This window comes from Pseudomonas sp. HLMP, assembly GCF_046365545.1.
GTDB lineage: Bacteria > Pseudomonadota > Gammaproteobacteria > Pseudomonadales > Pseudomonadaceae > Aquipseudomonas > Aquipseudomonas guariconensis_B.
The window spans coordinates 3,768,914-3,793,416 of sequence record NZ_JBDLLR010000001.1 but is presented as its reverse complement, the minus strand read 5'-3'; the positions used below and the strand labels follow the sequence as shown (position 1 = coordinate 3,793,416).

At 64.1% G+C, this 24,503-nt stretch carries 24 protein-coding genes and 2 tRNA genes; 15 read left to right on the top strand and 11 right to left on the bottom strand.

The features are described 5' to 3' along the window. Positions 1 to 32: 32 nt before the first annotated feature. The 7 genes from ABFA30_RS17435 to ABFA30_RS17405 form a co-directional block, all read right to left on the bottom strand. Entirely contained in the window at positions 33 to 743 is a 711-nt protein-coding gene (locus ABFA30_RS17435; protein ID WP_410045719.1) for an rRNA pseudouridine synthase, read from the bottom strand. Between the two features lie 114 nt (positions 744 to 857). Further along, a complete protein-coding gene (locus ABFA30_RS17430) occupies positions 858 to 1,316 on the bottom strand; it encodes a GNAT family N-acetyltransferase (RefSeq protein WP_225787466.1) in 459 nt (152 codons plus the stop codon). 129 nt (positions 1,317 to 1,445) lie between these two features. Then, positions 1,446 to 2,777, bottom strand: a complete 1,332-nt coding sequence (gene rimO, locus ABFA30_RS17425) for a 30S ribosomal protein S12 methylthiotransferase RimO (RefSeq protein ID WP_225787381.1) — start codon at positions 2,775 to 2,777, stop codon at positions 1,446 to 1,448. Positions 2,778 to 3,010: 233 nt separating this feature from the next. After that, positions 3,011 to 4,303, bottom strand: coding sequence for a virulence factor family protein (locus tag ABFA30_RS17420; protein WP_253167802.1), 1,293 nt, complete (start codon positions 4,301 to 4,303; stop codon positions 3,011 to 3,013). Further along, positions 4,303 to 6,942: a bifunctional lysylphosphatidylglycerol flippase/synthetase MprF gene (gene mprF, locus ABFA30_RS17415; protein WP_410045718.1), complete on the bottom strand. Its 2,640-nt coding sequence runs from the start codon at positions 6,940 to 6,942 to the stop codon at positions 4,303 to 4,305. Before mprF ends, ABFA30_RS17420 begins: the two co-directional genes overlap by 1 nt. 243 nt (positions 6,943 to 7,185) lie before the next feature. Then, positions 7,186 to 7,262: transfer RNA gene (locus ABFA30_RS17410), tRNA-Met, on the bottom strand. A gap of 123 nt (positions 7,263 to 7,385) precedes the next feature. Continuing rightward, positions 7,386 to 7,462 (bottom strand) — tRNA-Met (locus tag ABFA30_RS17405). Positions 7,463 to 7,693: 231 nt separating this feature from the next. On the opposite strand from ABFA30_RS17405, the gene dinB reads away from it, so the two are divergent. Beyond that, positions 7,694 to 8,758, top strand: a complete 1,065-nt coding sequence (dinB, locus tag ABFA30_RS17400) for a DNA polymerase IV (RefSeq protein ID WP_225787468.1) — start codon at positions 7,694 to 7,696, stop codon at positions 8,756 to 8,758. 66 nt (positions 8,759 to 8,824) lie between these two features. Here dinB and ABFA30_RS17395 read toward each other — a convergent pair whose 3' ends face one another. The 3 genes from ABFA30_RS17395 to ABFA30_RS17385 all read right to left on the bottom strand — a co-directional run bounded on the left by ABFA30_RS17395 (position 8,825) and on the right by ABFA30_RS17385 (position 12,949). Next, entirely contained in the window at positions 8,825 to 9,778 is a 954-nt protein-coding gene (locus ABFA30_RS17395) for a hypothetical protein (RefSeq protein ID WP_225787383.1), read from the bottom strand. Between the two features lie 20 nt (positions 9,779 to 9,798). Beyond that, the gene (locus ABFA30_RS17390; RefSeq protein WP_225787384.1) at positions 9,799 to 11,514 is read right to left on the bottom strand and encodes a proline--tRNA ligase; all 1,716 of its coding nucleotides are present in this window, start codon (positions 11,512 to 11,514) and stop codon (positions 9,799 to 9,801) included. Between the two features lie 160 nt (positions 11,515 to 11,674). Then, on the bottom strand, positions 11,675 to 12,949 hold the full coding sequence (locus ABFA30_RS17385; protein ID WP_225787385.1) for an OprD family porin: 1,275 nt from the start codon (positions 12,947 to 12,949) through the stop codon (positions 11,675 to 11,677). Positions 12,950 to 13,670: 721 nt separating this feature from the next. Here ABFA30_RS17385 and ABFA30_RS17380 point away from each other — a divergent pair. Beyond that, complete coding sequence (locus tag ABFA30_RS17380) at positions 13,671 to 14,090, top strand: HIT family protein (protein WP_253102858.1); 420 nt, start codon at positions 13,671 to 13,673, stop codon at positions 14,088 to 14,090. A gap of 4 nt (positions 14,091 to 14,094) precedes the next feature. Beyond that, positions 14,095 to 14,301: a SlyX family protein gene (locus tag ABFA30_RS17375; RefSeq protein WP_225787387.1), complete on the top strand. Its 207-nt coding sequence runs from the start codon at positions 14,095 to 14,097 to the stop codon at positions 14,299 to 14,301. 53 nt (positions 14,302 to 14,354) lie between these two features. On the opposite strand, the gene ABFA30_RS17370 is transcribed toward ABFA30_RS17375, so the two are convergent. Further along, positions 14,355 to 14,948 (bottom strand): cold shock domain-containing protein, encoded by a 594-nt coding sequence (locus tag ABFA30_RS17370; RefSeq protein ID WP_317235040.1) that lies wholly within the window; start codon positions 14,946 to 14,948, stop codon positions 14,355 to 14,357. Positions 14,949 to 15,216: 268 nt separating this feature from the next. Here ABFA30_RS17370 and ABFA30_RS17365 point away from each other — a divergent pair, with 268 nt between their 5' ends. The 12 genes from ABFA30_RS17365 (at position 15,217) to tolA (ending at position 24,488) form a co-directional block, all read left to right on the top strand. Then, a complete protein-coding gene (locus ABFA30_RS17365; protein WP_225787388.1) occupies positions 15,217 to 15,690 on the top strand; it encodes a Dps family protein in 474 nt (157 codons plus the stop codon). Positions 15,691 to 15,906: 216 nt separating this feature from the next. Then, positions 15,907 to 16,179: a ribbon-helix-helix domain-containing protein gene (locus tag ABFA30_RS17360; RefSeq protein WP_225787389.1), complete on the top strand. Its 273-nt coding sequence runs from the start codon at positions 15,907 to 15,909 to the stop codon at positions 16,177 to 16,179. Positions 16,180 to 16,273: 94 nt separating this feature from the next. Beyond that, a complete protein-coding gene (locus ABFA30_RS17355) occupies positions 16,274 to 16,495 on the top strand; it encodes an FmdB family zinc ribbon protein (protein WP_225787390.1) in 222 nt (73 codons plus the stop codon). A 94-nt stretch (positions 16,496 to 16,589) separates the two neighbouring features. After that, positions 16,590 to 18,365 carry an aspartate--tRNA ligase gene (aspS, locus tag ABFA30_RS17350; protein WP_225787391.1) on the top strand — a complete coding sequence of 592 codons (1,776 nt, stop codon included), beginning with the start codon at positions 16,590 to 16,592 and terminating at the stop codon, positions 18,363 to 18,365. A 108-nt stretch (positions 18,366 to 18,473) separates the two neighbouring features. Further along, entirely contained in the window at positions 18,474 to 19,226 is a 753-nt protein-coding gene (locus tag ABFA30_RS17345) for a YebC/PmpR family DNA-binding transcriptional regulator (protein WP_253090635.1), read from the top strand. A 194-nt stretch (positions 19,227 to 19,420) separates the two neighbouring features. Beyond that, entirely contained in the window at positions 19,421 to 19,945 is a 525-nt protein-coding gene (ruvC, locus tag ABFA30_RS17340) for a crossover junction endodeoxyribonuclease RuvC (RefSeq protein WP_225787393.1), read from the top strand. A 108-nt stretch (positions 19,946 to 20,053) separates the two neighbouring features. Then, positions 20,054 to 20,671 carry a Holliday junction branch migration protein RuvA gene (ruvA, locus tag ABFA30_RS17335; protein WP_225787394.1) on the top strand — a complete coding sequence of 206 codons (618 nt, stop codon included), beginning with the start codon at positions 20,054 to 20,056 and terminating at the stop codon, positions 20,669 to 20,671. Beyond that, complete coding sequence (ruvB, locus tag ABFA30_RS17330; RefSeq protein WP_225787395.1) at positions 20,668 to 21,714, top strand: Holliday junction branch migration DNA helicase RuvB; 1,047 nt, start codon at positions 20,668 to 20,670, stop codon at positions 21,712 to 21,714. Before ruvA ends, ruvB begins: the two co-directional genes overlap by 4 nt. Positions 21,715 to 21,839: 125 nt before the next feature. Beyond that, entirely contained in the window at positions 21,840 to 22,292 is a 453-nt protein-coding gene (ybgC, locus tag ABFA30_RS17325; RefSeq protein ID WP_225787396.1) for a tol-pal system-associated acyl-CoA thioesterase, read from the top strand. 2 nt (positions 22,293 to 22,294) lie between these two features. Further along, complete coding sequence (gene tolQ, locus ABFA30_RS17320) at positions 22,295 to 22,990, top strand: protein TolQ (RefSeq protein ID WP_225787397.1); 696 nt, start codon at positions 22,295 to 22,297, stop codon at positions 22,988 to 22,990. A 14-nt stretch (positions 22,991 to 23,004) separates the two neighbouring features. After that, entirely contained in the window at positions 23,005 to 23,457 is a 453-nt protein-coding gene (gene tolR, locus ABFA30_RS17315) for a protein TolR (protein WP_084854486.1), read from the top strand. After that, positions 23,457 to 24,488 (top strand): cell envelope integrity protein TolA, encoded by a 1,032-nt coding sequence (gene tolA, locus ABFA30_RS17310; RefSeq protein WP_225787398.1) that lies wholly within the window; start codon positions 23,457 to 23,459, stop codon positions 24,486 to 24,488. Before tolR ends, tolA begins: the two co-directional genes overlap by 1 nt. The last annotated feature ends 15 nt before the right edge of the window (positions 24,489 to 24,503 follow it).

The window sequence follows — 24,503 nt, the reverse complement described above, 5'->3', positions numbered from 1 at the left end:
GGAGCTGGCGTGGCGGTATTGCCTGTGGTCCGTTAGAAACGTTCGTTGACGGCCAGGTAGCGCCACTGGCCCAGGGGCAGCTTGCCCATGGATACTCCGCCGAGGCGGATGCGGCGCATGCCCAGCACGGTCAGGCCGAGGCTGGTGCAGAGCGCGTCGACCTGCCCGGGCAAGGGGTTCTTCAGGACCAGGCGCAGGTGGTTTTCGTTCTGCCAGCTGGCCTTGGCCCGTGGTAGCTCACGGCCGCCCCGGGTGATGCCGCGGGCCAGGCGTTGCAAGGCCTCGGTGGAGGCCTCGCCGTCGACCTGGACGATGTATTCCTGTTCCAGCCGATGCAAGTCGGCGTCGATCTTGCGCGTTACCCGCCAGTCATGGGTGTACAGCTGCAGGCCGCTGGCGCCGGTCTGCAAGGGGGCGACGCAGGACAGCCGGGTGAAATGGCCATGCAGCGGCCGCACCGGCTGGCCATGGGACGCGCTGAGGGTGGCCATGCCCAGGCTGGCCCGACCTGCTTCGGCATCCAGCCCGGCGGGCTGGTTGAGCAGCAGGGTGACCGGGGCCAGGGGCTCGGCACGGGCGCCCGGTAGCAGTTCGACCCGCTGAGACAGGACCTTGAACTGGGGCTGCTCGATCACTACGCCGTCGACCGTGACCCAGCCGCCTTCGATGTACAACTCGGCCTCGCGGCGGGAGCAGCCGAGCTGCTCGATGAGGCGTTTGGACAGGCGCACGGGTTCGGACATGGAGACGATTCGCAAGAGGGCAGGGAAAGGCTGCCATTGTACCCGCCCGGGCGACCTTGGGGCTGGGAATCTGCGCCATTTCGGAGAAAGCGCACTGTCTCTTCGGAACAAGCCCTAGGAGTTTGTACGAATAAGCCTCATGTGAAGCAGGGGATAGGGTTGGCCCAAGCCGTCGGTGGCCGAGCGTCCGGTCACTTCGAAGCCTTCGTGCAGGTAGAAGCCCAGTGCCTGGGGGTTCTGCTCGTTGACGTCCAGGCGCTCGGCATTCAACTCGTCGATGGCATAGCGCAGCAGACGCTTGCCGACTCCCTGCCCGCGGTGCTCGGGAGCGACGAAGAGCATGTCCACCCGGCCGTTGGCCACACCGGCGAAACCAAGGATATGTCCGTTGCCGTCCTTGCAGCAGATCAGCATCACCGCATCGAGGTACTGGCGCAGCACGTGCTCGCGCAGCAACAGGATGTAGGACTCGGGAAGGAAGTCGTGGGTAGCGCGCACCGACGCCTCCCAGACCCGGACCAGCTCCGGGTAGTCGCTCAGGTGTGGGGTTCGCAGCGTCAGTGCCGGCGGCATGTCGTGATCCTCCATGGGGGACGTTCCGGTACCCGCGAACGGGCCGTCTCCCTCACAACATAGATGCAAAAAAATGCCCCGCCAGTGGACGGGGCGCGATGGGCTGCAAGGCAGCCCTGACATCTGGCTTCAGACCGGCTCTGCCCACATGTCGTACTCGTCGGCATCGACCACCCGGCAACGCACCTTGTCCCCCGGCTTGAAACCGTGGTTGCCATCGATGAACACGCTGCCGTCGATTTCCGGGGCATCGAAGAAGCTACGCCCGACCGAGCCCTGCTCTTCGACCTCGTCGATCAGCACCTCGATTTCCTTGCCGATGCGCAGTTGCAGGCGCGCGGCGCTGATGGCCTGCTGGTGCGCCATGAAGCGATCCCAGCGTTCCTGCTTGATGGCGTCCGGCACTTCCTCCAGGCCCAGGTCATTGGCCGGGGCCCCTTCGACCGGCGAGTACTGGAAGCAGCCGACGCGGTCGAGCTGGGCTTCGGTCAGCCAGTCGAGCAGGTACTGGAAGTCTTCCTCGGTCTCACCGGGGAAGCCGACGATGAAGGTCGAGCGGATCACCAGTTCCGGGCACTGCTCGCGCCATTTCTTGATGCGGGCCAGGGTGCGGTCCTCGAAGGCCGGGCGTTTCATGGCCTTGAGCACCTTGGGGCTGGCGTGCTGGAAGGGGATGTCCAGGTACGGCAGGATCTTGCCGGCGGCCATCAGCGGGATCACGTCATCGACGTTCGGGTACGGGTAGACGTAGTGCAGGCGCACCCAGGCGCCGAGGCTGCTCAAGGCCTCGCACAGCTCGAGCATGCGGGTCTTGACCGGGCGGCCGTTCCAGAAATCGGTCTTGTACTTGACGTCGACGCCATAGGCGCTGGTGTCCTGGGAGATCACCAGGATCTCCTTGACCCCGGCCTTGACCAGGCGTTCGGCCTCGCTCAGCACTTCGCCGACCGGGCGGCTGACCAGCTTGCCGCGCATGGACGGAATGATGCAGAAGCTGCAGCTGTGGTTGCAGCCTTCGGAGATCTTCAGGTAGGCGTAGTGACGCGGGGTCAGCTTGACGCCCTGGGGCGGTACCAGGTCGATCAGCGGGTTGTGGTCCTGGCGTGGAGGTACCACTTCATGGACGGCACTGACCACCTGTTCGTACTGCTGCGGGCCGCTCACCGACAGCACGCTGGGGTGCACTTCGCGGATGTTGCCTTCCTCGACGCCCATGCAGCCGGTGACGATGACCTTGCCGTTTTCCTTGATCGCCTCGCCGATCACTTCGAGAGACTCGGCCTTGGCGCTGTCGATGAAGCCGCAGGTGTTGACCACCACCACGTCGGCATCCTCGTAGGTGGGCACGACTTCATAGCCTTCCATGCGCAGCTGGGTCAGGATGCGTTCGGAATCGACCAGGGCCTTCGGACAGCCCAGGGAAACGAATCCTACCTTGGGAGTGGCGGGAGTGGTGGACATGGCTAACCTCGGTATTGAATGCAGGCCGCCCAGCCGGTGACGGGGGCGGTCCTGATGGACGCTTGTGGCGCCTCTGATCAAAAAGTGCGCAATTCTAGCGAGCGCAAGGTCGCTTGACCAGCACAAAAGCGACGAACGCTGCGTCGTGCTTCGCTACCCCTTCGGGGGCAAGCGCTGCCGGGGCCGAACCGATCACTTGGGGCCGCTTACCTGACGGGCATACACCCATGCCTTCACGGCTGCGCGGCCATGCTGGTCTTGCCCTGGCGCGCATCGATCGCGCCGATCAGGCGCTTGGCCAGCGCCGGGTAGTTCTCGTCGAAGTGATGGCCACCGGGCAGCTCCAGGCGCTCACCGACGGCGGTCTTGTCGGTGCAGCCGCTCTCGTGGGCTTCTTCCACGCCATAGACGCACACCACCTTCGCTGCCGGCAACCTGGCCATCTCCGGCCCGGTCGGCGCTTCCTGGCCCTCCTTGCCCAGCCAGCCCTCGACCTCGATCTCGAAACTGCCGCTGCGGGCGAACGCCAGCAGGATCACCGCGTCGATGCGCTGCTGGTCTTGCGCCGGGAGGCGGTTGTAGATCGCTGGCAGCACGTCGGCACCGAAGGAATAGCCGGTGAGCTCGAAGCGTTTGGTGCCCCATTTCTGTCGGTAGTGCTGCATCAGCGCGGACAGGTCGGCGGCACTCTGCTCCGGGGTCTTGTGCTGCCAGTAGTAGCGTAGGGTGTCGATGCCGACCACCGGGTAGCCGAGCTTGGCCATCTCGCCAGCCACATCGCGGTCCAGGTCACGCCAGCCGCCATCGCCGGAGAGGAACAGGGTGACGGTGTCGCTGGCCTGGCCGGCCGGGACCTCCACCACTGGCAGGTTCGGGACGTTGCCGTCACGACCGACCAGGGCCTGGGCCAGTTGGGCCCTGAGCACCTCGGGCAGGTGAATGTCGTAGTCGCTGATGCTGGTTTCGGCGTTGGCCTGGCTGCGGACGAAGGCGGCGCTGGCGTCGTCCGGGTTGTCGTTCCAGGCCACCTGCCAGTGGCCATGGGCGGCGGATTTCGGCAGCGCCTGGCAGCCGGGCTGGTCCATGCTGAAATCCACGGAGATGGCGCGTGCCGTGTCGTCGGCCTGGCCGGCCAGCCAGCGCCAGGCCTGGGCGGCGCCCGGCCCGATGCCGGCAACCAGCGTCGGCTTGCCCGACAGCTGCGCGATGGCCTGCTCGAGTGCCTGTCGTTGTCTGGTGCAGTCGGCCGGCGGCAGGGTCACCTGGACCAGCTGGGCTGCACCGGCCTGGCTCAGGTCCAGCAGTTGCTTGTCGCTCAGGGCCTGGCCCTGGGGCACGCCAATGGCGACCCGGGCCTTGGCCTGTACGCCTGGGGTGGCGCGCAGCAGGCTGCTGCCGTCGGCCAGGGCCAGGTGTTGCAGATGCGCCGCTGGCGTCGGTCGGGCCCAGAGCCAGAAGACCATGGTGCCTGCCAGCAGGGCCAGGAGCAGGGGAATCAATACGTACAGCCAGTAGCGTCGGGTCATCAGCGTTTCACCAGTCCAGTCAGGCCGCCTGCGATCAGGGCAGCGGTGTCGGCCAATGCCACCAGCGGGTCGAGCCCGGCCGGCACGGCCATGTAGCGGGGTTCCCAGTCGGGCTGGAACTTGTCCTTGAAGCGTCGCAGGCCCTGGAAGTTGTAGAGCTGCTCGCCGCGTTGGAACACCATCGAGCCCAGGCGCTGGGTCAGGGGCGCGCCACGCCGGGGCTGCAGCCCGGCAAGCGGGACCATCCCCAGGCTGAAGCGGGCATGGCCGTGGCGTTTGTAGTGCAGGATCAGGCCGATCATCATGAACTCCATGGTCAGCTTGGGCGCTTGCGGGTGGGCACGCATCAGGTCCAGGCTGGCCAGTGCGTTACCGTGGGTTTCCAGCAGGTTGGCGAAGGCCACCGGGCGGCCCTGGAAACGCACCAGGGCGATGCGGAAATGCTGCAGGTACGCGGGGCTGAAACGGCCCAGGGAGAAGCCTTTCTCGCGCACGTGCTTACCCTCCAGCCAGGCGTCCGAGATCTGCTGCAACTCGTCCAGCGGGGCCTGGCCGGGCGCGTGGATCTCCAGGGCCAGGCCGTCGCGAGTGCCACGGTTCCAGGTGTAGCGCAGGTCTTTCATCTCCTTGCCCTTGGCCTCCAGGTCGAAGCGCCGCAGGTCGACCTGGGCCTCCTCGCCGAGCTTGAGGGCGGTCAGGCCGATGTCCATGTAGAACGGCAGGTTCTGCGCGCGCACCTGGTAGAACACCGGGCGGGCATGGTGCAGGTCGCACAGGTCGCGGAACTGCCAGATCATCTCGGCGCGTTCTTGGGCGGGGCCGATCGGGTCGTACAGGGCGACCAGGCTGCGGCCGCGCCGGGCATACATGAGGAAGGCGCTGTCGCTGGGGTGGAACAGCAGCGCCTTGTCGCCGCTGAGTGCCAGGCCGCCGTCGGGCTGATCCGAGGCCAGCAGGATGCGCTTGGCGCGCTGCAGCTCTGCTGCGTCCGGCAGGTGGATCACCGGCCTTGCGGTACGCAGCAGCCAGGTCAGGGCGACGATCACCAATAGCACGGCACTGCCCATGGCCGCGCGCAGGCCGCGAGGGGCGTCGGCGTCCAGGGTGAATTGCCACCACAGTTCGTGACGGTAGGGCACATCCTGGTAGGCGAACAGCAGCAGCCAGACCGAGGCGCCGACCACGCAGGTGCTGGCCATCAGGTACACCGGCGAGTATGGCGGCTCCAGCAGGCGGCTGGGGCGGTAGAAGGCGCGACGGAACATCGCCAGCAGGGCCGCCGTGAACGTCAGGATGCCGGCCTCTTCCCAATCGAAACCCTTGAGCAGCGACAACAGCGCGCCCATCAGCAGCAAGACCGTGGTCAGCAGCCAGGCGGCGGACAGGCGTCGCCGCAGCCCCTGGGCCAGCAGCAGGCACAGCACGCCAATCAGGCTGGCGCCGAAGTGCGAGGCGTCGATCAGCCGATGGGGTACCAGGAAGCCCATGTGCTCCAGACGGGTGTCGATTTCCGGGGTGGCCCCCGAGAACAGCAGGACCACCCCGGAAAGGAACACCAGGATCGCCAGCACTGGCGCGGCCAGCCCCGAGGCCGCCCTGATCGCCTGGCGCGCGGCTCGCAGGCGCCGGGCCTCGTTGGCCAGCAGCAGCACGCAGGCCAGCAGCAATGGCAGGACCACGTAGATCAGGCGGTACAGCAGCAGGGCTGCAGCCAGCGGCGCGGCACCCAGCGGGTTGGCGAAGGCAGCCAGGAGAATGGCCTCGAACACCCCCACACCGCCTGGCACGTGGCTGAGCACCCCAGCCGCCAGCGCCAGCAGGTAGACCAGGACGAAGACCGCGAAGGGCGGCGTTTCGGGCAGCAGCAGGTAGAGCACGGTGGCGGCGGCGATGACGTCCAGGGCGGTGATCAGCAATTGCAGGGCCGCCAGCCGAGCGCCCGGCAGGCGCAGGGTGCGCCGGCCGAGTCGTACCCGCAGAGTGTCGGCCAGGGGCTGTTCGTCCAGGCGCCGACGGTACAGGCCGATCACCAGCGCGGCGCTGAGCGCCAGCACCGCCAGGGAGAGGCTGGCCAGCAGTACAGGCGGTATGTGCAGGGCATTGGCCGCAGCCGGCAGGTCGCCGAGGCTGGCCAGTGCCGCCAACGGTGGCAGGGCACAGCCGAGCGACAGGCTGGCGAACGCCGTCATGCGGGCGACTTCGACAGCCCCGAGACCATGGCGGGCATACAGGCGATAGCGCACCGAACCGCCGGAGAGCATCGACAGGCCAATGGCGTTGCCGATGGCGAAGGCGCTGAACCCGCCCAGTGCCAGGGTGCGACCGGGCAGTCGTACCCCGGCGTAGCGGCTGGCCGACCATTCGTAGCCGAGCAGGATCACGAACCCGACTATCGCGGCCAGCAGGGCGCCGAGCAAGGAGGGGGGCGGGACGCTGAGCACGGCATCGCGCAATGCGTAGAGGTCCAGTTCGCTCAGCAAGTGCCGGCAGGCGACCAGGGCCAGGGCGAACAGCAGCAGGGTCAGGGCCAGGCCGAGGGGCTGGCGATAGCGCATCAGTCGCTCCCGCCAGGGCAGTGGTTGCGCTCGGGGCGGCTCTTCGTCTAGCGGTGCCCGGGACTCGGAAGGGTGGGCGGTCATGGATAACCTCGGGCGTGCCGCGCGAGGTAGGGGAGAGGTGCGGCCAAGTGAAAGTCTCTTCGGAAAACGTATCCGAATGTTACTCCGGGTGAAGTCGCTTTCAGCCGCTCGGCACGGTTAAAGATAGTTCATCCAGTCAAGCGGGCCGGGTAGTGGAAGAGGGCGGGCAGGGGGGATAGCTGGAGGTGTAAAAGCAACAAACCCCGCACTGTTGTAAACAGGCGGGGTTTGTTCTGACGAATATGGTTGCGGGAGCCGGATTTGAACCGACGACCTTCGGGTTATGAGCCCGACGAGCTACCAGGCTGCTCCATCCCGCGTCAGTGGTTGCGCATTCTACGGTTTTCCGAACGGCTGTCAAGCGTTAATCGTTGATTTTTCGTTGGAATTTTCCGCAGGCAATGAAAAAGGCCACTGTATCGACAGTGGCCTTTTTCTGAATCTGGTTGCGGGAGCCGGATTTGAACCGACGACCTTCGGGTTATGAGCCCGACGAGCTACCAGGCTGCTCCATCCCGCGCCTGTTGAAATGAATTCTACGGATATCCTTCTCTGTGTCAAGCGATTTATGGAAAAAATCCTTTTTCGTTCAATCCCTTAGCGCTTCCATATGGGCTGCGGCTCAGTAATGGCGGGGCTTGTATGGCGTTTGTCGGTGGTTTTCCCGTTGACCCTGTCCGTGGGCTGTCCTGTCTCCATCCAGTGGAGTAATATCTGTATGAATTTACAGTGCTGACGGCCATCCATGTCCTTGCGCAAGATCATCCATATCGACTGCGATTGCTTCTATGCCGCCATCGAGATGCGTGACGACCCGCGTTTGGCTGGCCGCCCGATGGCGGTCGGCGGGGCGCCGGAGCAGCGTGGGGTGATTGCCACTTGCAACTATGAGGCGAGGGCCTATGGGGTGCGATCGGCCATGTCGTCCCGGCATGCGCTCAAGCTGTGCCCCGATTTGTTGATCGTCAAGCCGCGCTTCGAGGCCTACCGCGAAGCGTCCCGCGAAATCCAGGCGATCTTCCGTGACTACACCGAGTTGATAGAGCCATTGTCGCTGGACGAGGCCTACCTGGATGTCAGCGACAGCCAGTGGTTCGCCGGCAGTGCCACGCGGATCGCCCAAGACATACGCCGGCGCGTCGCGCAGCAGTTGCACATCACCGTCTCGGCCGGCGTGGCGCCGAACAAGTTCCTGGCCAAGATCGCCAGCGACTGGCGCAAACCCGATGGGTTGTTCGTCATCACGCCGGCGCAGGTGGAGGATTTTGTCGCCGCCTTGCCGGTCGCCAGGCTGCATGGCGTGGGCAAGGTCACGGCAGACAAGCTGGCGCGCCTTGGCATCGACACCTGCCTGACGCTGCGCGAATGGCCGCGCCTGACCCTGGTGCGTGAGTTCGGCAGTTTCGGCGAGCGTCTGTGGGGCCTGGCACGGGGCATCGACGAGCGGCTCGTGCAGAACGACAGCCGGCGTCAGTCGGTCAGTGTGGAAAATACCTACGATACGGATCTGCCGGACCTGTCGAGTTGCCTGGAGAAACTACCCCGGTTGCTGGACAGCCTGAACGAGCGGGTCGCGCGCATGGACAGCAGCTACAAGCCGGAAAAGCCCTTCGTCAAGGTCAAGTTCCACGACTTCAGCCAGACCACATTGGAGCAGGCAGGGGCAGGGCGTGACCTGGAGAGCTACCGACAGTTGCTCAGCCAGGCCTTTGCCCGGGGCGGCAAACCGGTGCGGTTGCTGGGGGTGGGGGTGCGGCTGCGCGACTTGCGGGGTACCCATGAGCAGTTGGAGCTTTTTCCGCCTCAGCTTCTGTAGTAGTGCGCTCATCTTCTGGCTTTGTGATCCTGGGGCTGCAAAGCAGCCCAACAAGGCCCAGCAGATTTAATGCACGCCTGGATCGGCCACCAGTCGCCCGGTGTCCTTGGTCAGCGTATGCAGAAATTCCTGCTGCAGCTCCGGATCGTTGCGGGTCAGCTCGATCAGGCTCTGTTCCAGCTCGCTGGCTTCCTCTTCCAGGCCCAGCTCCGACAGGCGCTTGACCCGGTGGACCCATTGGCCGACATCGTCGTCCTCCAGGTCATCGAAGATCAGGTCATGGGCTTCCAGCAGCTTGCTGCGCAGGTTACCGCTGACCAGCAGGCTGGCATCGCCGCGCACGCCGTTGTCCTCGTCGACGACCTGCAGGTGCAGGGTGCCGATATGGCTGAGGTTCTGTTCGGAGAACGGGCTGTCGAGCAGATTCAGGCGCAAGACGCCGTTGCGGTCAGTGGTCAGCTCATGGGTCAGCTTGCCGGCCTTGACCTCGACCAGTCGCTCGCTCCACGGCAGGCTGGTGTACTCCTCGCGCTTGCCTTTCTGTACTTCGCTGATGCCGGCCAGGTTCTGCTGGGCACGGCCGTTGGACTGTACGTTCATGAAAGGGTTGAGCCCGGCCACGCCGTAGTCGAGCCAGTCGTGGGTGACGCTGTGTGGCAGGTTGCCCAGGGTGAACACGTTGACCACGTTGGCACCGACCCCGGCGACCACGGCCACCGCGCCCAGGGGGATCTCGTAGATTTCCCGCCAGGGCTGGTAGGGCGTGTAGCGGTCGTAGCGACGGGTGACCTCGAACTCGGTGACCTCGAAGCGCTTCTGCTCGTGAACCCGCACGCGCCGCTGGGGAAGCGCCATCACCTTCGGCTCGCCGACGTCGATCTGCAGCGTGTGTTCGAGCAACTTGCGCTCGACGCGCTCCTCATGTTCGCTGCGCTGGGACATCTGGTTGGCGCAGCCGCTGACGAGCAGGGCGCCGCAGAGTGCGGCGCCCCCCAGGGTAAAGGTACTTCGCTTGGACATGTTCACTCGGGCATTGGCTATCAGCGACGGACGCGGGCTTGCAGGAAGGTCAGCACCTCGGCGAGCGGTACGGGCTGGGCATCCTGCTCGGTGCGATGCTTGTACTCCAGGTTGCCGTCGGCCAGGCCGCGGTCGCTGACCACGATGCGGTGCGGGATGCCGATCAGTTCCATGTCGGCGAACTTGATGCCGGGGCTGGTCTTCTTGTCGCGGTCGTCCAGCAGTACCTCGTAACCGGCAGCGGTCAGCTCGGCGTACAGCTTGTCGGTGGCCTCGCGCACGGCTTCGGTCTCGTAGCGCAGCGGTACCAGGGCGATGTGGAAGGGCGCCAGGGCGTCGTTCCAGATGATGCCCTTGTCGTCATGGCTTTGCTCGATGGCCGCGGCGACCACGCGGGATACGCCGATACCGTAGCAGCCCATGGACAGGGTGACCGGCTTGCCGCTCTCGCCCAGTACCTGGCACTTGAGCGCTTCGCTGTACTTGGTGCCGAGCTGGAAGATGTGGCCGACTTCGATGCCGCGCTTGATCACCAGGGTGCCCTGGCCGTCCGGGCTCGGGTCGCCTTCGACCACGTTGCGCAGGTCGGCGACCTGCGGGACCGGCAGGTCGCGTTCCCAGTTGACGCCGAAGTAGTGCTTGTCGTCGATGTTGGCGCCGATGCCGAAGTCGCTCATCAGGGCGACCGAGCGGTCGATGATGCACTCCAGCGGCAGGTTCAGCGGGCCCAGGGAGCCTGCGCCGGCACCGATGGCGGCACGCAGCTCGGCGTCGGTAGCCATCACCAGTGGGTCGGCGACCTGCTCGAGCTTGGCGGCCTTGATCTCGTTCAGTTCGTGATCGCCGCGCACGATCAGGGCGACCAGCTTGCCTTCCTCGGCACCGCGCACGATCAGGGTCTTGACGGTCTTCTCGATCGGCAGGCCGTAGTTCTCGACCAGTTGGGCGATGGTCTTGGCGTCCGGCGTGTCGACCAGGCGCAGCTCCTCGGTGGGGGCCGGGCGCACGGTTTCGCGCGGGATGGCCTCGGCCTTCTCGATGTTGGCCGCGTAGTCGGAGCTGTCGCTGAAGATCACATCGTCTTCGCCGGACTCGGCCAGGACATGGAACTCATGGGAGTAGCTGCCGCCGATGGAGCCGGTGTCGGCCTGCACCGGGCGGAAGTCCAGGCCCAGGCGGGTGAAGATGTTGGTGTACGCCTGGTGCATGCGGTCGTAGGTTTCCTGCAGGGAAGCCTGGTCGGCATGGAAGGAGTAGGCGTCCTTCATGATGAACTCGCGGCCGCGCATCAGGCCGAAGCGCGGACGGATCTCGTCACGGAACTTGGTCTGGATCTGGTACAGGTTGAGCGGCAGTTGCTTGTAGCTGGACAGCTCGTTGCGCGCCAGGTCGGTGATCACCTCTTCGTGGGTCGGGCCTACGCAGAAGTCGCGGTCATGGCGGTCCTTCAGGCGCAGCAGCTCCGGGCCGTACTGTTCCCAGCGGCCGGATTCCTGCCATAGCTCGGCGGGCTGGATGCTCGGCATCAGCACTTCCAGAGCGCCGGCGGCGTTCATCTCTTCGCGTACCACGGCCTCGACCTTGCGCATCACCCGCAGGCCCATCGGCAGCCAGGTGTACAGGCCCGAGGCCAGCTTGCGGATCATGCCGGCACGCAGCATGAGCTGATGGCTGATGACCACCGCGTCGGCGGGGGTTTCTTTCTGGGTGGCGAGCAAATATTGACTGGTGCGCATGGTGAGCCGTGTCGATTGCCTAAGACGTTGAAATGACCCCGCATTGTACGGGGATGGTTTATCTCCGTACAGAATGCAGCAGGCCTTGAAGGGTGTCAGCCAAGAAAAAGCCCGGCGCGATCGCCGGGCTTCTTCAAGTGCAGGGCACTGCAAGCCAGGCTTACAGGATGCTCAGCGGGTACTCGACGATCAGGCGCAGCTCGTCCAGGGATGGGGAGCCGTAGTAGACGCCATCGCTGGAGCGGTAGGTGGCCTGGCGGATACGGAAGCTCAGGTCTTTGGCCGGGCCTTCCTGCAGGACGTACTTGATGTCGATGTCGCGCTCCCACTCTTTGCCGTTGTTGGTGGTGGCGGTGTTGGCGCCGGTACCACGGGCATAGCGGGTCATGAAGCTCAGGCCTGGAATGCCGTATTCGGCGAAGTTCAGGTCGTAGCGGGCCTGCCAGGACTTCTCGTCTTCAGCGTTGAAGTCGGAGCGGGCGATGGAGTTGGCCAGGAACACGGTACCGCCACCGTCGACGCCGTAGCCGTAGTCACCGTCACCAGTCACGCGCTGGAAGGCCAGGGTGAAGGTATGAGCGCCGATGTTGTAGGCGCCGGACAGGCTGAACGCGCGGTTGTCGAGTTTGGTTTCGTCATCCTTGGCGGCACGCTGCAAGCCAGCGCCATCGCTCTTGGTGTCATAGATGTTGAAGTCGAACGTCAGGCCTTGGTTGTCGGCGATCGGCAATGCCCAGTTGATGTTGGCGTAGTACTTGCGCCAGTAGTCCTCGACCTTGGAGTAGTACAGGCTGGTGCTCAGGTTGTCGCTGAAGGCGTAGGTACCACCGAATACCTTGGCCTCCTTCAGGTGCAGGCTGTCATGATGGGTTTGCTCCTGGGCGTTCATGCCAGTGAAACGGCCAGCATGCAGCGTCAGGCCCGAGATCTCGTTTGAGGTGATCAATGCGCCTTCGGCAACCTCTGGCAGCAAGCGGCTGTCGTCGGTTGCAAAGACCGGAAGTTCGGTGAACTGGTTGCCGACTTTCAGGACGGTATCGGAGATACGGAACTTGACCGCAGCACCGCCTTCGGAGTAGTCATCCTGGGAGCGTCCATCGGAGCCCTCCGGGAACAGGCCGGTACCGGCGCGGCCCTTGCCGCTGTCGAGTTTCAGGCCGAGCATGCCGATGGCATCGACACCGACGCCGATGGTGCCTTGGGTGAAGCCGGACTCGAAGGTGCCGAGGAAGCCAAGGCCGGTTTCTTCCACGCGGCTCTGGGTGCCGCTGGGGTTGTTACGGAAGTCACGGCTGAAATACAGCATACGGGTCTTGACGTTCAGCTTGCTGTCTTCAATGAAACCCTTGGATTCATCCTGCGAAGAGGCCACGGCCAACTGCGAGGTCCCTGCCGCAACGGCCAGGGCGATCATGCTCCACTTCATCACGCGCATCGTGATTTGCTCCTTTGGTTTTTAGGAAGAGTACCGCTGCACCCTGGTTTTTTAGTTATAGGGGCAGCTCTTTCTTGTTATGTCGGCGAAAATGTATATCACGCTGACTGTTCTTGGCGATATGGGGAAAACAATCTTTCGCTAACTTTTTTCCCCTGTCGCAATTAGTGTTTTCCATGTCGCAAATCACGTCCCTTTTTTCTTGGGACGCACAACGCCAGCGCTGTTTCTCGCAGCCGTAACAAATGTGTAAACATCGGTCGGTTGGTGAAACTCCCTGGGGTGTCCATATCGCTGTTGTTATTTGTCGCGTCCATCTGCCGTGCAGGTGGCGTGCCGACTTGGTCGGAAAGGAATGCAACAAGCGTGCTCAAAATTGCCGCCGATTCATGAAATTTTCACATTTGCCTGGCGATTGGTCGGAAAACCGCCGCAAACACGGGGGAATGGCTGTCTGATGGTGTGCCAGGATCGAGCAAGGTGTGATGCGAAAGAGCTGCCATGAAAGTCAATGTGTTACCGGCGACTGTTCATCCTGAGTGGTCCAAGTGGGGAGAAATGTGGCTTGTTTCACGCCAAGGCCTCATTTTGGTGCGAAAAGTAGCGCTGTGTTACCGCGCCTGGGCATGTGAGGCGATTGCATGCTTGCCTGGGCGAAGCAGGGTATCCTTTAGCCATGTTGCCCGCATTCGCTGGGCTGTTGGTCTCGAGGAGGTTCGTCGTGTTCGTCATGGATTCACGTCTGCAGCAGGATTCCCTGGTATTGGGGGATTTTCCATTGTGCCGCCTGCTGCTCAGCAAGGATGCCAACTATCCCTGGTTCATCCTGGTGCCACGGCGTGCCGATGTCAGTGAGCTGTTCCAGCTGGACGAGGCCGACCAGCGCCAGCTCTGGAAGGAAACCACCTACCTGGCCGAGACGCTCAAGGACAGCTTCGCCGCCGACAAGATGAACGTGGCGACCCTGGGCAATGTGGTCAGCCAGTTGCACGTGCATGTGATCGTGCGCCGTCGCGACGATGCTGCCTGGCCGGCTCCGGTCTGGGGGCGGCAGCCGGCCGTGGCCTACACCGACGAACAGGTCGAGGCGGTACGCCAGCGTTTGCGGGCGGTCTTGAGCGATGACTTCAAGGAGGTATGAGGTTATGTCACTGGAGTCGCGAATCATCGAGCTGGAAAGCCGCCAGGCGTTCCAGGACGACACCATCCAGGCGCTCAACGATGTGCTGGTCGAGCAGGGCCGGGTGATCGAGCGCCTGCAATTGCAGATGACCGAACTGATCGAGCGTTACGAGGAGATGGTCGGACAGGTCGGTGAGGAAGGCGAGGAACCACCGCCGCCGCATTATTGAGGAGGCGTCGGCCCTGGTGCGGCGGGAGGCCGCTGCGCCAGGGCCGCGAGGGATCAGCGGCGGGAGACCGCGACCACGTCTTCGGCCTGCAGGCCCTTGTCCCGGTGCATCACCGAGAACTCCACGCGCTGGCCTTCGACGAGCACGCGATGCCCTTCGCCGCGGATGGCGCGAAAGTGCACGAAGATATCGTCGCCGCTGTCACGGGAGATGAAGCCGAAGCCCTTGGAGGTGTTGAACCACTTGACGGTGCCGGTATCGCGCCGGCCGCCCTCTTGCACGGTGCCCTGGCTTGCGCGGGCCTTCCGGGTGCTGCGGGCAAAGCCCGCGCCCAGGTGCAGGGCCACGGCCAGCGTGGCGCAGAGCAGGGCGGGGATGTCGCCCAGTTCCGGGCGCGCCAGGAGCGTGACGGTCTGCAGGATCACCGCCACTACCAGCAGGGCGCAGGCCGCGTATTGCAGTTGCTGGCGAGCGCCTTTGTAGTAGAGCGGCAGCACGGGCGCCAGGAGCAGGTTGAGCAGGCCGAGCAAGGCCAGGTAGACGGCTTCGGGTTGCTGCAGGAAGGGTGTCGCATCGGTTTTCAGGCTGGGTATGAGCGATAGCAGCAAAGCCGCAACGCCCGTCACCAGGTGGACGATCTTGAACATTTGGGTTGGCTCACGTTGATAAGGCCGATCACAGGAAGAGCTGGCCGCGCGGTGCGCATGAGGTATAGGGCGCGATCACGCGGCTGGCCAGCCTATGCACCCGGCAATGACAGTCCGCACGGGTGGCACCCTGCTATTTAACCGCAAAGACAGTGGCTTCTCAAACTACCGGGCGATGTGTTGCCTTGGGTCACATGCAGGATCGGACGAGTCTGATACAGTGTTTCGTGCCCGCTTGATGATCAAGCCTTATGGAAAGGGGAGCGTCATGGCAATCGATATCGGTATCAGTGAAGAAGATCGCAAGTCCATCGTCGAAGGGCTTTCCCGCCTGTTGTCGGATACCTACGTGCTGTATCTGAAAACCCATAACTTCCATTGGAACGTCACTGGCCCTTCGTTTCGTACCCTGCACCTGATGTTCGAGGAGCAGTACAACGAACTGGCCCTGGCCGTCGACTCGATCGCCGAGCGCATCCGGGCGTTGGGTTTCCCGGCGCCGGGCTCCTATGCGTTCTACGCACGCCACTCCTCGATCGAAGAGGAGGAGGGTGTGCCGCCGGCAGAAGAGATGATCCGCCAGCTGGTCCAGGGGCAGGAAGCAGTGGTGCGCACGGCACGCAGTATCTTCCCGGTGGTGGACAAGGTCAGCGACGAACCGACCGCCGACCTGCTGACCCAGCGTATGCAGGTGCATGAAAAAACGGCATGGATGCTGCGGGTGCTGCTCGACGGCAAGTGATCGTCCTCCCGGCCCCGAACGCTGTGCAAGCCCGGATCCAGTCGCTGGATCCGGGCTTTTTCATGGTGCGCGGGGAAGGTTTTGCCGCTGCTTTGCGAGGGCTTGCCGGCGCTTCATTAAGGCCATGTCCCATGGCGATGGAGTGATGCGGTGGAGAACCTGTTACAGAGCGGCAAGCGGAGCGTTCGCCCAGGAAAATGGCCAGACAAGCACTGTATGGACCCATTCAGGGCTGATTTCGACATGATGCAGGTGCGGCCGGTCTCTCGCTCCGTACGGCTCAACGGCCTGGCCACCTGCCTGCGCCTGGAGGCGGTCTACTGGCGGATCCTGGAGCGTATCGCCGAGGCCAATCGCTGCACGGTCAGCGCCGTGTTGTCGTACGTGGATCGCGAGGTCCACCTGCGCCACGGCGGGGCGAGGAACTTCAGCGGGCTGGTCCGCGTCATCTGCGTCGCCTGGTTGCTCGATCCGCCCAGTGTGCGCTGATCGCGGGCGGGCTGCACTGCTCTCGTTAACCATATATAATCCCGCTTTTTGCTGCCCCGGCAGCCAGCGTTGTTGTGGTTGACGAGAGACACCCATGCCCCTGTATGACTATCAATGTGCATCCTGCGATCACCGGCTCGAGGTGTTGCAGAAGATCAGCGCCGCGCCGCTGACCGATTGCCCGGCATGCCAGGCGCCGGCACTGAAGAAACTGTTGTCGGTGCCAGGCTTTCGACTGAGCGGCACCGGCTGGTACGAGACCGACTTCAAGACCGGGGCGAAAAAGAATCTGGCAGGCGGCGACAAGGCCGACTGAGTTGAATTGCTGTGACCAGGTCTTGCAGTATTAGCCCCTTGGGCGGCCAAGACCTCCACCGAATACACGAATCACGAGAAGCGAAACCACCATCATGATGCGCAGCCATTATTGCGGCCAACTGAACGAGCGCCTGGACGGCCAGGAAGTCACCCTTTGCGGCTGGGTCCATCGTCGCCGCGACCACGGCGGGGTGATCTTCCTCGATATCCGTGACCGCGAAGGCATGGCCCAGGTCGTCTTCGACCCGGATCGCGCCGAGACCTTCGCCGCTGCCGATCGCGTGCGCAGCGAATACGTGGTGCAGGTCACCGGCAAGGTGCGCCTGCGTCCGGCCGGTGCGGTCAACCCGAACATGGCCTCCGGTGCCATCGAGGTGCTGGGCTACGAGCTGAAGGTGCTCAACGAGGCCGAGACGCCTCCCTTCCCGCTCAACGAATATTCCGACGTGGGCGAGGAAACCCGCCTGCGCTACCGCTTCATCGACCTGCGTCGCCCGGAAATGGCCGACAAGCTGCGCCTGCGTTCGCGTATCACCAGCAGCATCCGCCGCTACCTGGACGACAACGGCTTCCTCGACGTCGAGACGCCGATCCTGACCCGCGCCACCCCGGAAGGCGCGCGTGACTACCTGGTGCCGAGCCGTACCCACGCCGGCAGCTTCTTCGCCCTGCCGCAGTCGCCGCAACTGTTCAAGCAGCTGCTGATGGTCGCCGGCTTCGACCGCTACTACCAGATCGCCAAGTGTTTCCGCGACGAAGACCTGCGTGCCGACCGCCAGCCGGAATTCACCCAGATCGACATCGAGACCAGCTTCCTCGACGAAGCCGAGATCATGGGCCTGACCGAGGGCATGATCCGCAAGCTGTTCAAGGAAGTGCTGGACCTGGAGTTCGGCGAGTTCCCGCACATGACCTTCGAGGAGGCCATGCGCCGCTACGGCTCCGACAAGCCTGACCTGCGCATCCCGCTGGAACTGGTCGACGTCGCCGACCAGCTCAAGGACGTCGAGTTCAAGGTCTTCGCCGGCCCGGCCAACGATCCGAAGTGCCGCGTCACCGCCCTGCGCCTGCCGGGCGGTGCCAGCATGCCGCGCAGCCGCATCGACGAATACACCAAGTTCGTCGGTATCTACGGTGCCAAGGGCCTGGCCTACATCAAGGTCAACGAGCGCGCCAAGGGCGTCGAGGGCCTGCAGTCGCCGATCGTCAAGAACATCCCCGAGGCCAACCTGAACGTGATCCTCGATCGCGTCGGTGCGGTCGATGGCGATATCGTGTTCTTCGGCGCCGACAAGGCCAAGATCGTCAGCGAGGCCCTGGGTGCGCTGCGTATCCGCCTGGGCCACGACTTCGAGCTGCTGACCTGCGAATGGGCACCGCTGTGGGTCGTCGACTTCCCGATGTTCGAAGAGAACGACGACGGCAGCTTCACTGCCCTGCACCACCCGTTCACCGCGCCCAAGTGCACCCCCGAGGAGCTGGAGGCCAACCCGGCCGCCGCCTTGTCGCGTGCCTACGACATGGTGCTCAACGGCACCGAGCTGGGTGGCGGTTCTATCCGTATCCACCGCAAGGAAATGCAGCAGGCGGTCTTCCGTCTGTTGGGCATCGACGCCGACGAGCAGCAGGAGAAGTTCGGCTTCCTGCTCGACGCCCTGAAATTCGGTGCGCCGCCCCATGGTGGCCTGGCCTTTGGCCTGGACCGCCTGGTCATGCTGATGACCGGCGCCCAGTCGATCCGTGAAGTGATCGCCTTCCCGAAAACCCAGAGCGCTGCCTGCGTCATGACCCAGGCTCCTGGCATGGTGGATGCCAAGGCCCTGCGCGAGCTGCACATCCGCCTGCGCGAGCAGACCAAGGTCGAGTAAGCGGACCCCGGGCACCCTCGACGGGTGCCCTTGCGCTTTTGCGCAGGATTTCTCGTGTTCCGCCCTCCGGGGCGGAACCTGTTTGTGTTTCAAGGATTCGGAGTCGATATGGCTGGTCATTCCAAATGGGCGAACATCAAGCACCGCAAGGGGCGCCAGGATGCCAAGAGAGGCAAGATCTTCACCAAATGGATCCGCGAACTGACCGTCGCCGCCAAGCAGGGCGGCCCTGACCCGGCGTCCAACCCGCGTCTGCGCCTGGCCCAGGACAAGGCCCTGAGCGCCAACATGAGCCGCGACGTCATCGATCGCGCCATCGCTCGCGGCGCCGGGACCGCCGAGAACGACAATGTCGAGGAACTGACCTACGAAGGTTACGGCCCCGGCGGCGTGGCGATCATGGTCGAGGCCATGACCGACAACCGCAACCGTACCGCGGCGGCAGTGCGCCACGCCTTCACCAAGTGTGGCGGCAACCTGGGCACCGACGGCTCCGTGGCCTACCTGTTCGAGCGCAAGGGGCAGATCAGCTTTGCCGCCGAACTGGGCCTTGAGGAGGACGCGTTGATGGAGGCGGCCCTGGAGGCTGGCGCCGAGGACGTGGTGGCCAATGACGACGGCTCGTTCGAGGTCTTCACCTCGTTCCAGGACTTCTACGCCGTGCGCAGCGCACTGGAAGAGGCCGGCTACAAGAGCTCCGACGCCGAGATCGTGATGCAGCCGAGCACCACCGCCGAGCTGGACCAGGACGGCGCCGAGAAGGTGCTCAGGCTGATCGATATGCTCGAAGACCTGGATGACGTGCAGAACGTCCACTCCAATGCCGAGATTTCCGACGAGATCATGGAAAAACTCGGCTAAGGTGGTCGGGAAGGCACGGGCCAGCCGCGTGGATGCCAGGCGTTCTTGCTGACCCTTCGCGGCGGCCTGGCGTCCCGGTCAGCCCCAAGACCCAGCACCGCCTGACCTGCCCGTACAGGCTCAGCACTGACAGCGACGGGCCCTGGCCATTCCCGAAGCCCTGGCTTCCCTATTTCCCCGGCATTGCAGGCCTTATGACTTTGATTCTTGGTATCGACCCCGGCTCGCGCATTACCGGCTACGGCGTGGTGCGCCAGGTCGGGCATGGCTGCGAGTACGTGGCGTCGGGCTGCATCCGCACCGGTGGCGGCGAGCTGCAGGAGCGGCTGCAGATCGTGTTTCGTGGCGTGCGTGAGATCATTCGCCTGCATGGTCCTGTGACCATGGGCATCGAGCGGGTGTTCATGGCGCGCAACGCCGATTCGGCGCTCAAGCTCGGTCAAGCCCGGGGCGCGGCCATCGTCGCGGCGGTGGAAGAGGGGCTGGAGATCGCCGAATACAGCGCCAGCCAGGTCAAGCAGGCAGTGGCCGGCACCGGCGGTGCCAACAAGGAGCAGGTGATGCTGATGGTCATGCACTTGCTCAAGCTGACCCAGAAGCCGCAGGTCGATGCCTCCGACGCCCTGGCCATCGCCCTGTGTCATGCCCACACCCGTTCCAGCCTGGTGCCCCACGGCCTGGCCACGGCGCGACGACGCGGCGGGCGCTTGCGTCTGTAGCGGCTTCATGCCCTGATACACATTTTGTCCGGGTGAAGCGTTCACCCGTTGCATTTGCTGATAGGGTTGTCCGGTCGCCGACCGGCGCCCGAGAGGAAGGATCGGAACGTGATTGGACGTTTGCGCGGCACCCTGGCGGAAAAGCAGCCGCCGCACCTGATAGTCGATGTCAATGGCCTGGGCTACGAGCTGGAAGTCCCCATGACGACCCTGTATCGCTTGCCCAAGGTGGGCGAGACGGTGACCCTGCATACCCATCTGGTGGTGCGCGAGGATGCCCATCTGCTGTATGGCTTCTTCGAAAAGCGCGAGCGCGAGCTGTTCCGTGAGCTGATCCGGCTCAACGGCGTGGGGCCCAAGCTGGCCCTGGCCCTGATGTCGGGCCTGGAGGCCGATGAGTTGGTGCGTTGCGTCCAGGCCCAGGACACCTCGGCGCTGGTGCGCGTGCCTGGTGTCGGCAAGAAGACCGCCGAGCGTCTGCTGGTCGAGCTCAAGGACCGCTTCAAGGCCTGGGAAACCTCGCCGGCCATGTTCACCCTGGTCGCCGACGGCCCGCTGCCGGTGTCCAGTCTCTCCAACGCCGAGGCCGATGCGGTCAGTGCGCTGATCTCCCTGGGCTACAAGCCCCAGGAAGCGAGCAAGGCCGTCTCGGCCATCGAAGGCAAGGCCAGCCTGAGCAGCGAAGAGCTGATCCGCCGTAGCCTCAAAGGGATGATCGCCAAGTGATCGAAGCCGACCGACTGATCGCCGCCAGCGGGCGTGACCGCGAGGAAGTCCAGGATCGGGCGATCCGTCCGTTGCGCCTGGAGGAGTACATCGGCCAACCGGTGGTGCGCGAGCAGATGGCGCTGTTCATCCAGGCCGCCCGCGCCCGTGGCGAGTCCCTCGACCACACCCTGATCTTCGGCCCGCCCGGGCTGGGCAAGACCACCCTGGCCAACATCATCGCCCAAGAGATGGGCGTGTCGATCAAGAGCACATCGGGGCCGATCCTCGAGCGCCCTGGCGACCTGGCAGCCCTGCTGACCAACCTCGAACCCCATGACGTGCTGTTCATCGACGAGATCCATCGCCTGTCGCCGGTGGTCGAGGAGGTGCTGTACCCAGCCATGGAGGACTTCCAGCTGGACATCATGATCGGCGAGGGGCCGGCGGCGCGTTCGATCAAGCTCGACCTGCCGCCTTTCACCCTGGTCGGCGCCACCACCCGGGCGGGCATGCTGACCAACCCGCTGCGCGACCGCTTCGGCATCGTCCAGCGCCTGGAGTTCTACAACAACGCCGACCTGGCCACCATCGTCAGCCGTTCCGGCAACATCCTCGGCCTGCCGATCGAAGAGCAGGGCGCCTTCGAGATCGCCCGCCGCGCCCGCGGTACCCCGCGGATCGCCAACCGCCTGCTGCGCCGTGTACGCGATTACGCCGAGGTGCGTGGCAAGGGGCAGATCACCAAGGCAGTGGCCGACATGGCGTTGAACCTGCTGGACGTGGACGAGCGCGGCTTCGACCATTCCGACCGGCGCCTGCTGCTGACCATGATCGAGAAGTTCGATGGCGGCCCGGTGGGGGTCGACAGCCTGGCCGCAGCCATCAGCGAGGAGCGCCATACCATCGAGGACGTGCTCGAGCCGTACTTGATCCAGCAGGGCTACATCATGCGCACACCCCGTGGCCGTGTGGTCACCCGGCACGCCTACCTGCACTTCGGCCTGAACATTCCCGGACGCCTGGCCGAGGGTGGAGATTTTTCCGACCCGGGCGATGAATGACAGATCGAATCGGGTTTTTCGTGGTCCTACCGCTGGCATGCCATTGGCCTGCTGGCAATACGACATTATCGATGAAAAAACAGTTGCCGGGGCGGATTGGCAAGCTGAGGAGTAAGCACTAGAGTATGCGCGCGCAAAATGGCCTGGAACCGTTCGCACACCGCTGTCGCGTCTATTACGAGGACACCGACGCAGGTGGCGTGGTGTATTACGTCAACTACCTGAAATTCATGGAGCGAGCGCGTACCGAACGGCTGCGCCACCTGGGCTTCTCCCAGGCCGAACTGGCCGGCCAGAACCTGTTGTTCGTGGTCCATTCCAGCGAAGCGCGCTACCACGCGCCGGCACGCCTGGACGATACGCTGCGGGTGACCGCGCAAGTGCTTGAATTGAATCGCGCCAGCCTGCGCTTCGTGCAGCAGGTCTGGCGGGAAAAGGATGAAGTGCTGCTCTGCGAAGGGCAGTTCCTGGTGGCCGCCGTGCGCGCCGACACTTTCAAACCCCGGGCCATACCCCCAGAACTGCGCGACGCCTTCCTGGCGGACGGCACGGGTACTCAATCGAACGCAGGAGAATAAGCGTGGAAGCTAACGTCGTCGACCATACCTCCATGTGGAGTCTGGTCAGCAATGCCAGCATCGTGGTGCAGCTGGTGATGCTGACCCTGGTGGCAGCCTCGGTCACCTCATGGATCATGATCTTCCAGCGCAGCAACATGCTGCGCGCCGGTCGTCGTGCGCTGGATACCTTCGAGGAGCGCTTCTGGTCGGGTATCGACCTGTCCAAGCTGTACCGCCAGGCCGGCAGCAACCCCGATCCGGATTCGGGCGTCGAGCAGGTCTTCCGGGCCGGCTTCAAGGAGTTTTCGCGCCTGCGCCAGCAACCTGGCGTCGATCCGGATGCGGTGATGGAAGGCGTGGGCCGTGCCATGCGCGTGGCCATTTCCCGTGAGGAAGAGAAGCTCGAGCAGAGCCTGCCGTTCCTCGCCACCGTCGGCTCCACCAGCCCGTACATCGGCCTGTTCGGTACCGTCTGGGGCATCATGAACTCCTTCCGCGGCCTGGCCAGTGCCCAACAGGCCACCCTCGCCACCGTCGCACCGGGCATCGCCGAGGCCCTGATCGCCACCGCGATCGGCCTGTTCGCCGCGATCCCGGCGGTCATCGCCTACAACCGCTTCTCCGCGCGCAGTGAAGTGCTGATCGGCCGTTACTACACGTTCGCCGACGAGTTCCAGGCGATCCTGCACCGCAAAGTGCACACCAGCGAAGAGTGATCAGGTAGAAGCCCATGGCCCGAGTTCGCCACAAACGCAAGCCGGTCGCCGAGATGAACGTGGTGCCCTACATCGATGTGATGCTGGTGCTGCTGGTCATCTTCATGGTGACCGCCCCCATGCTCAACCAGGGCGTGAAGGTGGACCTGCCCAAGGTTTCCAGCGAAGCCTTGCCGCAGGACAACAACGTTCAGATCCTGACCATTTCGATCAAGGCCGACAAGACCTACTACTGGAACCTCGGCAGCGAAGTCGATACCGACAAGCAGATGGACAAGGCCATGACCTTGCCGGAAATGACCGACGCCGTGACCAAGATCATTGCCGCCGGCCGTGACCAGGGCAAGCAGACCCAGGTCTTCATCCGTGGCGACAAGGCTGTCGACTACGGTGCTGTCATGGGCGCCATGGGCGGGTTGCAGAAGGCCGGTGTCGGAAACGTTGGCCTGATTACCGAGGCGCCCTGATGCAACAGCGAGAGCCATCCGCCTCGGAAAGCTACTTCTGGCCCAGTGTCTGGGCCATCGGCCTGCATGTGCTGGTGTTCGCCATGCTGTTCGTCAGCTTTGCCATGACGCCTGAGCTGCCGCCCTCCAAGCCCATCGTCCAGGCCACGCTCTACCAGCTCAAGTCCAAGAGCCAGGCGACCACCCAGACCAATCAGAAGATTGCCGGGGAGGCGAAGAAAACCGCCTCGCGCCAGACCGAAGTCGAACAGCTGGAGCAGAAGAAGGTCGAGCAGGAGGCCGTGAAGGCCGCGGAACAAAAGAAAGCTGAGGCTGCTCAAAAGGCCGAGCAGGCCCGTGAGGCCGCCGAGGCGAAGAAGGCCGAGGAAGCGGCGAAGGCCGCCGAAGCCAAGAAGGCCGAGGAGGCGAAGAAGGCCGCCGAGAAGCAGCAGGCCGACATCGCCAAGAAGAAAGCCGAGGAAGAAAAGAAGAAGGCTGCCGAGGAGGCCAAGAAAAAGGCCGCCGAAGAAGCCAAGAAGAAAGCGGCCGAGGACGCCAAGAAGAAAGCGGCGGCCGAGGAAGCGAAGAAAAAGGCAGCTGAAGAGGCCAAGAAGAAGGCCGCGGCAGAAGCCCAGAAGAAAAAGGCACAGGAAGCGGCTCGCAAGGCGGCCGAGGACAAGAAGGCACAGGCCCTGGCCGAGCTTCTGTCCGACACCACCGAGCGGCAGCAGGCGCTGGCCGACGAGCAGGGCGACCAGGTGGCCGGCGATTTCGACGACCTGATCCGCATGCGCGCGGCCGAAGGTTGGGCGCGTCCGCCATCCGCACGCAGGGGCATGACGGTAGTCCTGCAGATCAACATGCTGCCGGATGGCACCATCACCAACGTCAGCGTGTCCCGCTCAAGCGGCGACGGCCCGTTCGACAGTTCGGCGGTGGCGGCAGTGAGGAACATTGGTCGACTGACCGAGATGCAGGGCTTGAAGCCGAACGAGTTCAATCCGTATCGTTCATTCAAGATGACATTTACACCTGAGGATCTATCGTTGTGATTAAACTCCTTCGAG

Excerpts from the sequence above, each read along its gene's own strand:
- ABFA30_RS17435 (WP_410045719.1), bottom strand. The coding sequence starts at position 743 with ATGTCCGAACCCGTGCGCCTGTCCAAACGCCTCATCGAGCAGCTCGGC.
- ABFA30_RS17430 (WP_225787466.1), bottom strand. The coding sequence starts at position 1,316 with ATGCCGCCGGCACTGACGCTGCGAACCCCACACCTGAGCGACTACCCG.
- rimO (WP_225787381.1), bottom strand. The coding sequence starts at position 2,777 with ATGTCCACCACTCCCGCCACTCCCAAGGTAGGATTCGTTTCCCTGGGC.
- ABFA30_RS17420 (WP_253167802.1), bottom strand. The coding sequence starts at position 4,303 with ATGACCCGACGCTACTGGCTGTACGTATTGATTCCCCTGCTCCTGGCC.
- mprF (WP_410045718.1), bottom strand. The coding sequence starts at position 6,942 with ATGACCGCCCACCCTTCCGAGTCCCGGGCACCGCTAGACGAAGAGCCG.
- ABFA30_RS17395 (WP_225787383.1), bottom strand. The coding sequence starts at position 9,778 with ATGTCCAAGCGAAGTACCTTTACCCTGGGGGGCGCCGCACTCTGCGGC.
- ABFA30_RS17390 (WP_225787384.1), bottom strand. The coding sequence starts at position 11,514 with ATGCGCACCAGTCAATATTTGCTCGCCACCCAGAAAGAAACCCCCGCC.
- ABFA30_RS17385 (WP_225787385.1), bottom strand. The coding sequence starts at position 12,949 with ATGCGCGTGATGAAGTGGAGCATGATCGCCCTGGCCGTTGCGGCAGGG.
- ABFA30_RS17375 (WP_225787387.1), top strand. The coding sequence starts at position 14,095 with ATGTCACTGGAGTCGCGAATCATCGAGCTGGAAAGCCGCCAGGCGTTC.
- ABFA30_RS17370 (WP_317235040.1), bottom strand. The coding sequence starts at position 14,948 with ATGTTCAAGATCGTCCACCTGGTGACGGGCGTTGCGGCTTTGCTGCTA.
- ABFA30_RS17365 (WP_225787388.1), top strand. The coding sequence starts at position 15,217 with ATGGCAATCGATATCGGTATCAGTGAAGAAGATCGCAAGTCCATCGTC.
- ABFA30_RS17360 (WP_225787389.1), top strand. The coding sequence starts at position 15,907 with ATGGACCCATTCAGGGCTGATTTCGACATGATGCAGGTGCGGCCGGTC.
- ABFA30_RS17355 (WP_225787390.1), top strand. The coding sequence starts at position 16,274 with ATGCCCCTGTATGACTATCAATGTGCATCCTGCGATCACCGGCTCGAG.
- aspS (WP_225787391.1), top strand. The coding sequence starts at position 16,590 with ATGATGCGCAGCCATTATTGCGGCCAACTGAACGAGCGCCTGGACGGC.
- ABFA30_RS17345 (WP_253090635.1), top strand. The coding sequence starts at position 18,474 with ATGGCTGGTCATTCCAAATGGGCGAACATCAAGCACCGCAAGGGGCGC.
- ruvC (WP_225787393.1), top strand. The coding sequence starts at position 19,421 with ATGACTTTGATTCTTGGTATCGACCCCGGCTCGCGCATTACCGGCTAC.
- ybgC (WP_225787396.1), top strand. The coding sequence starts at position 21,840 with ATGCGCGCGCAAAATGGCCTGGAACCGTTCGCACACCGCTGTCGCGTC.
- tolR (WP_084854486.1), top strand. The coding sequence starts at position 23,005 with ATGGCCCGAGTTCGCCACAAACGCAAGCCGGTCGCCGAGATGAACGTG.
- tolA (WP_225787398.1), top strand. The coding sequence starts at position 23,457 with ATGCAACAGCGAGAGCCATCCGCCTCGGAAAGCTACTTCTGGCCCAGT.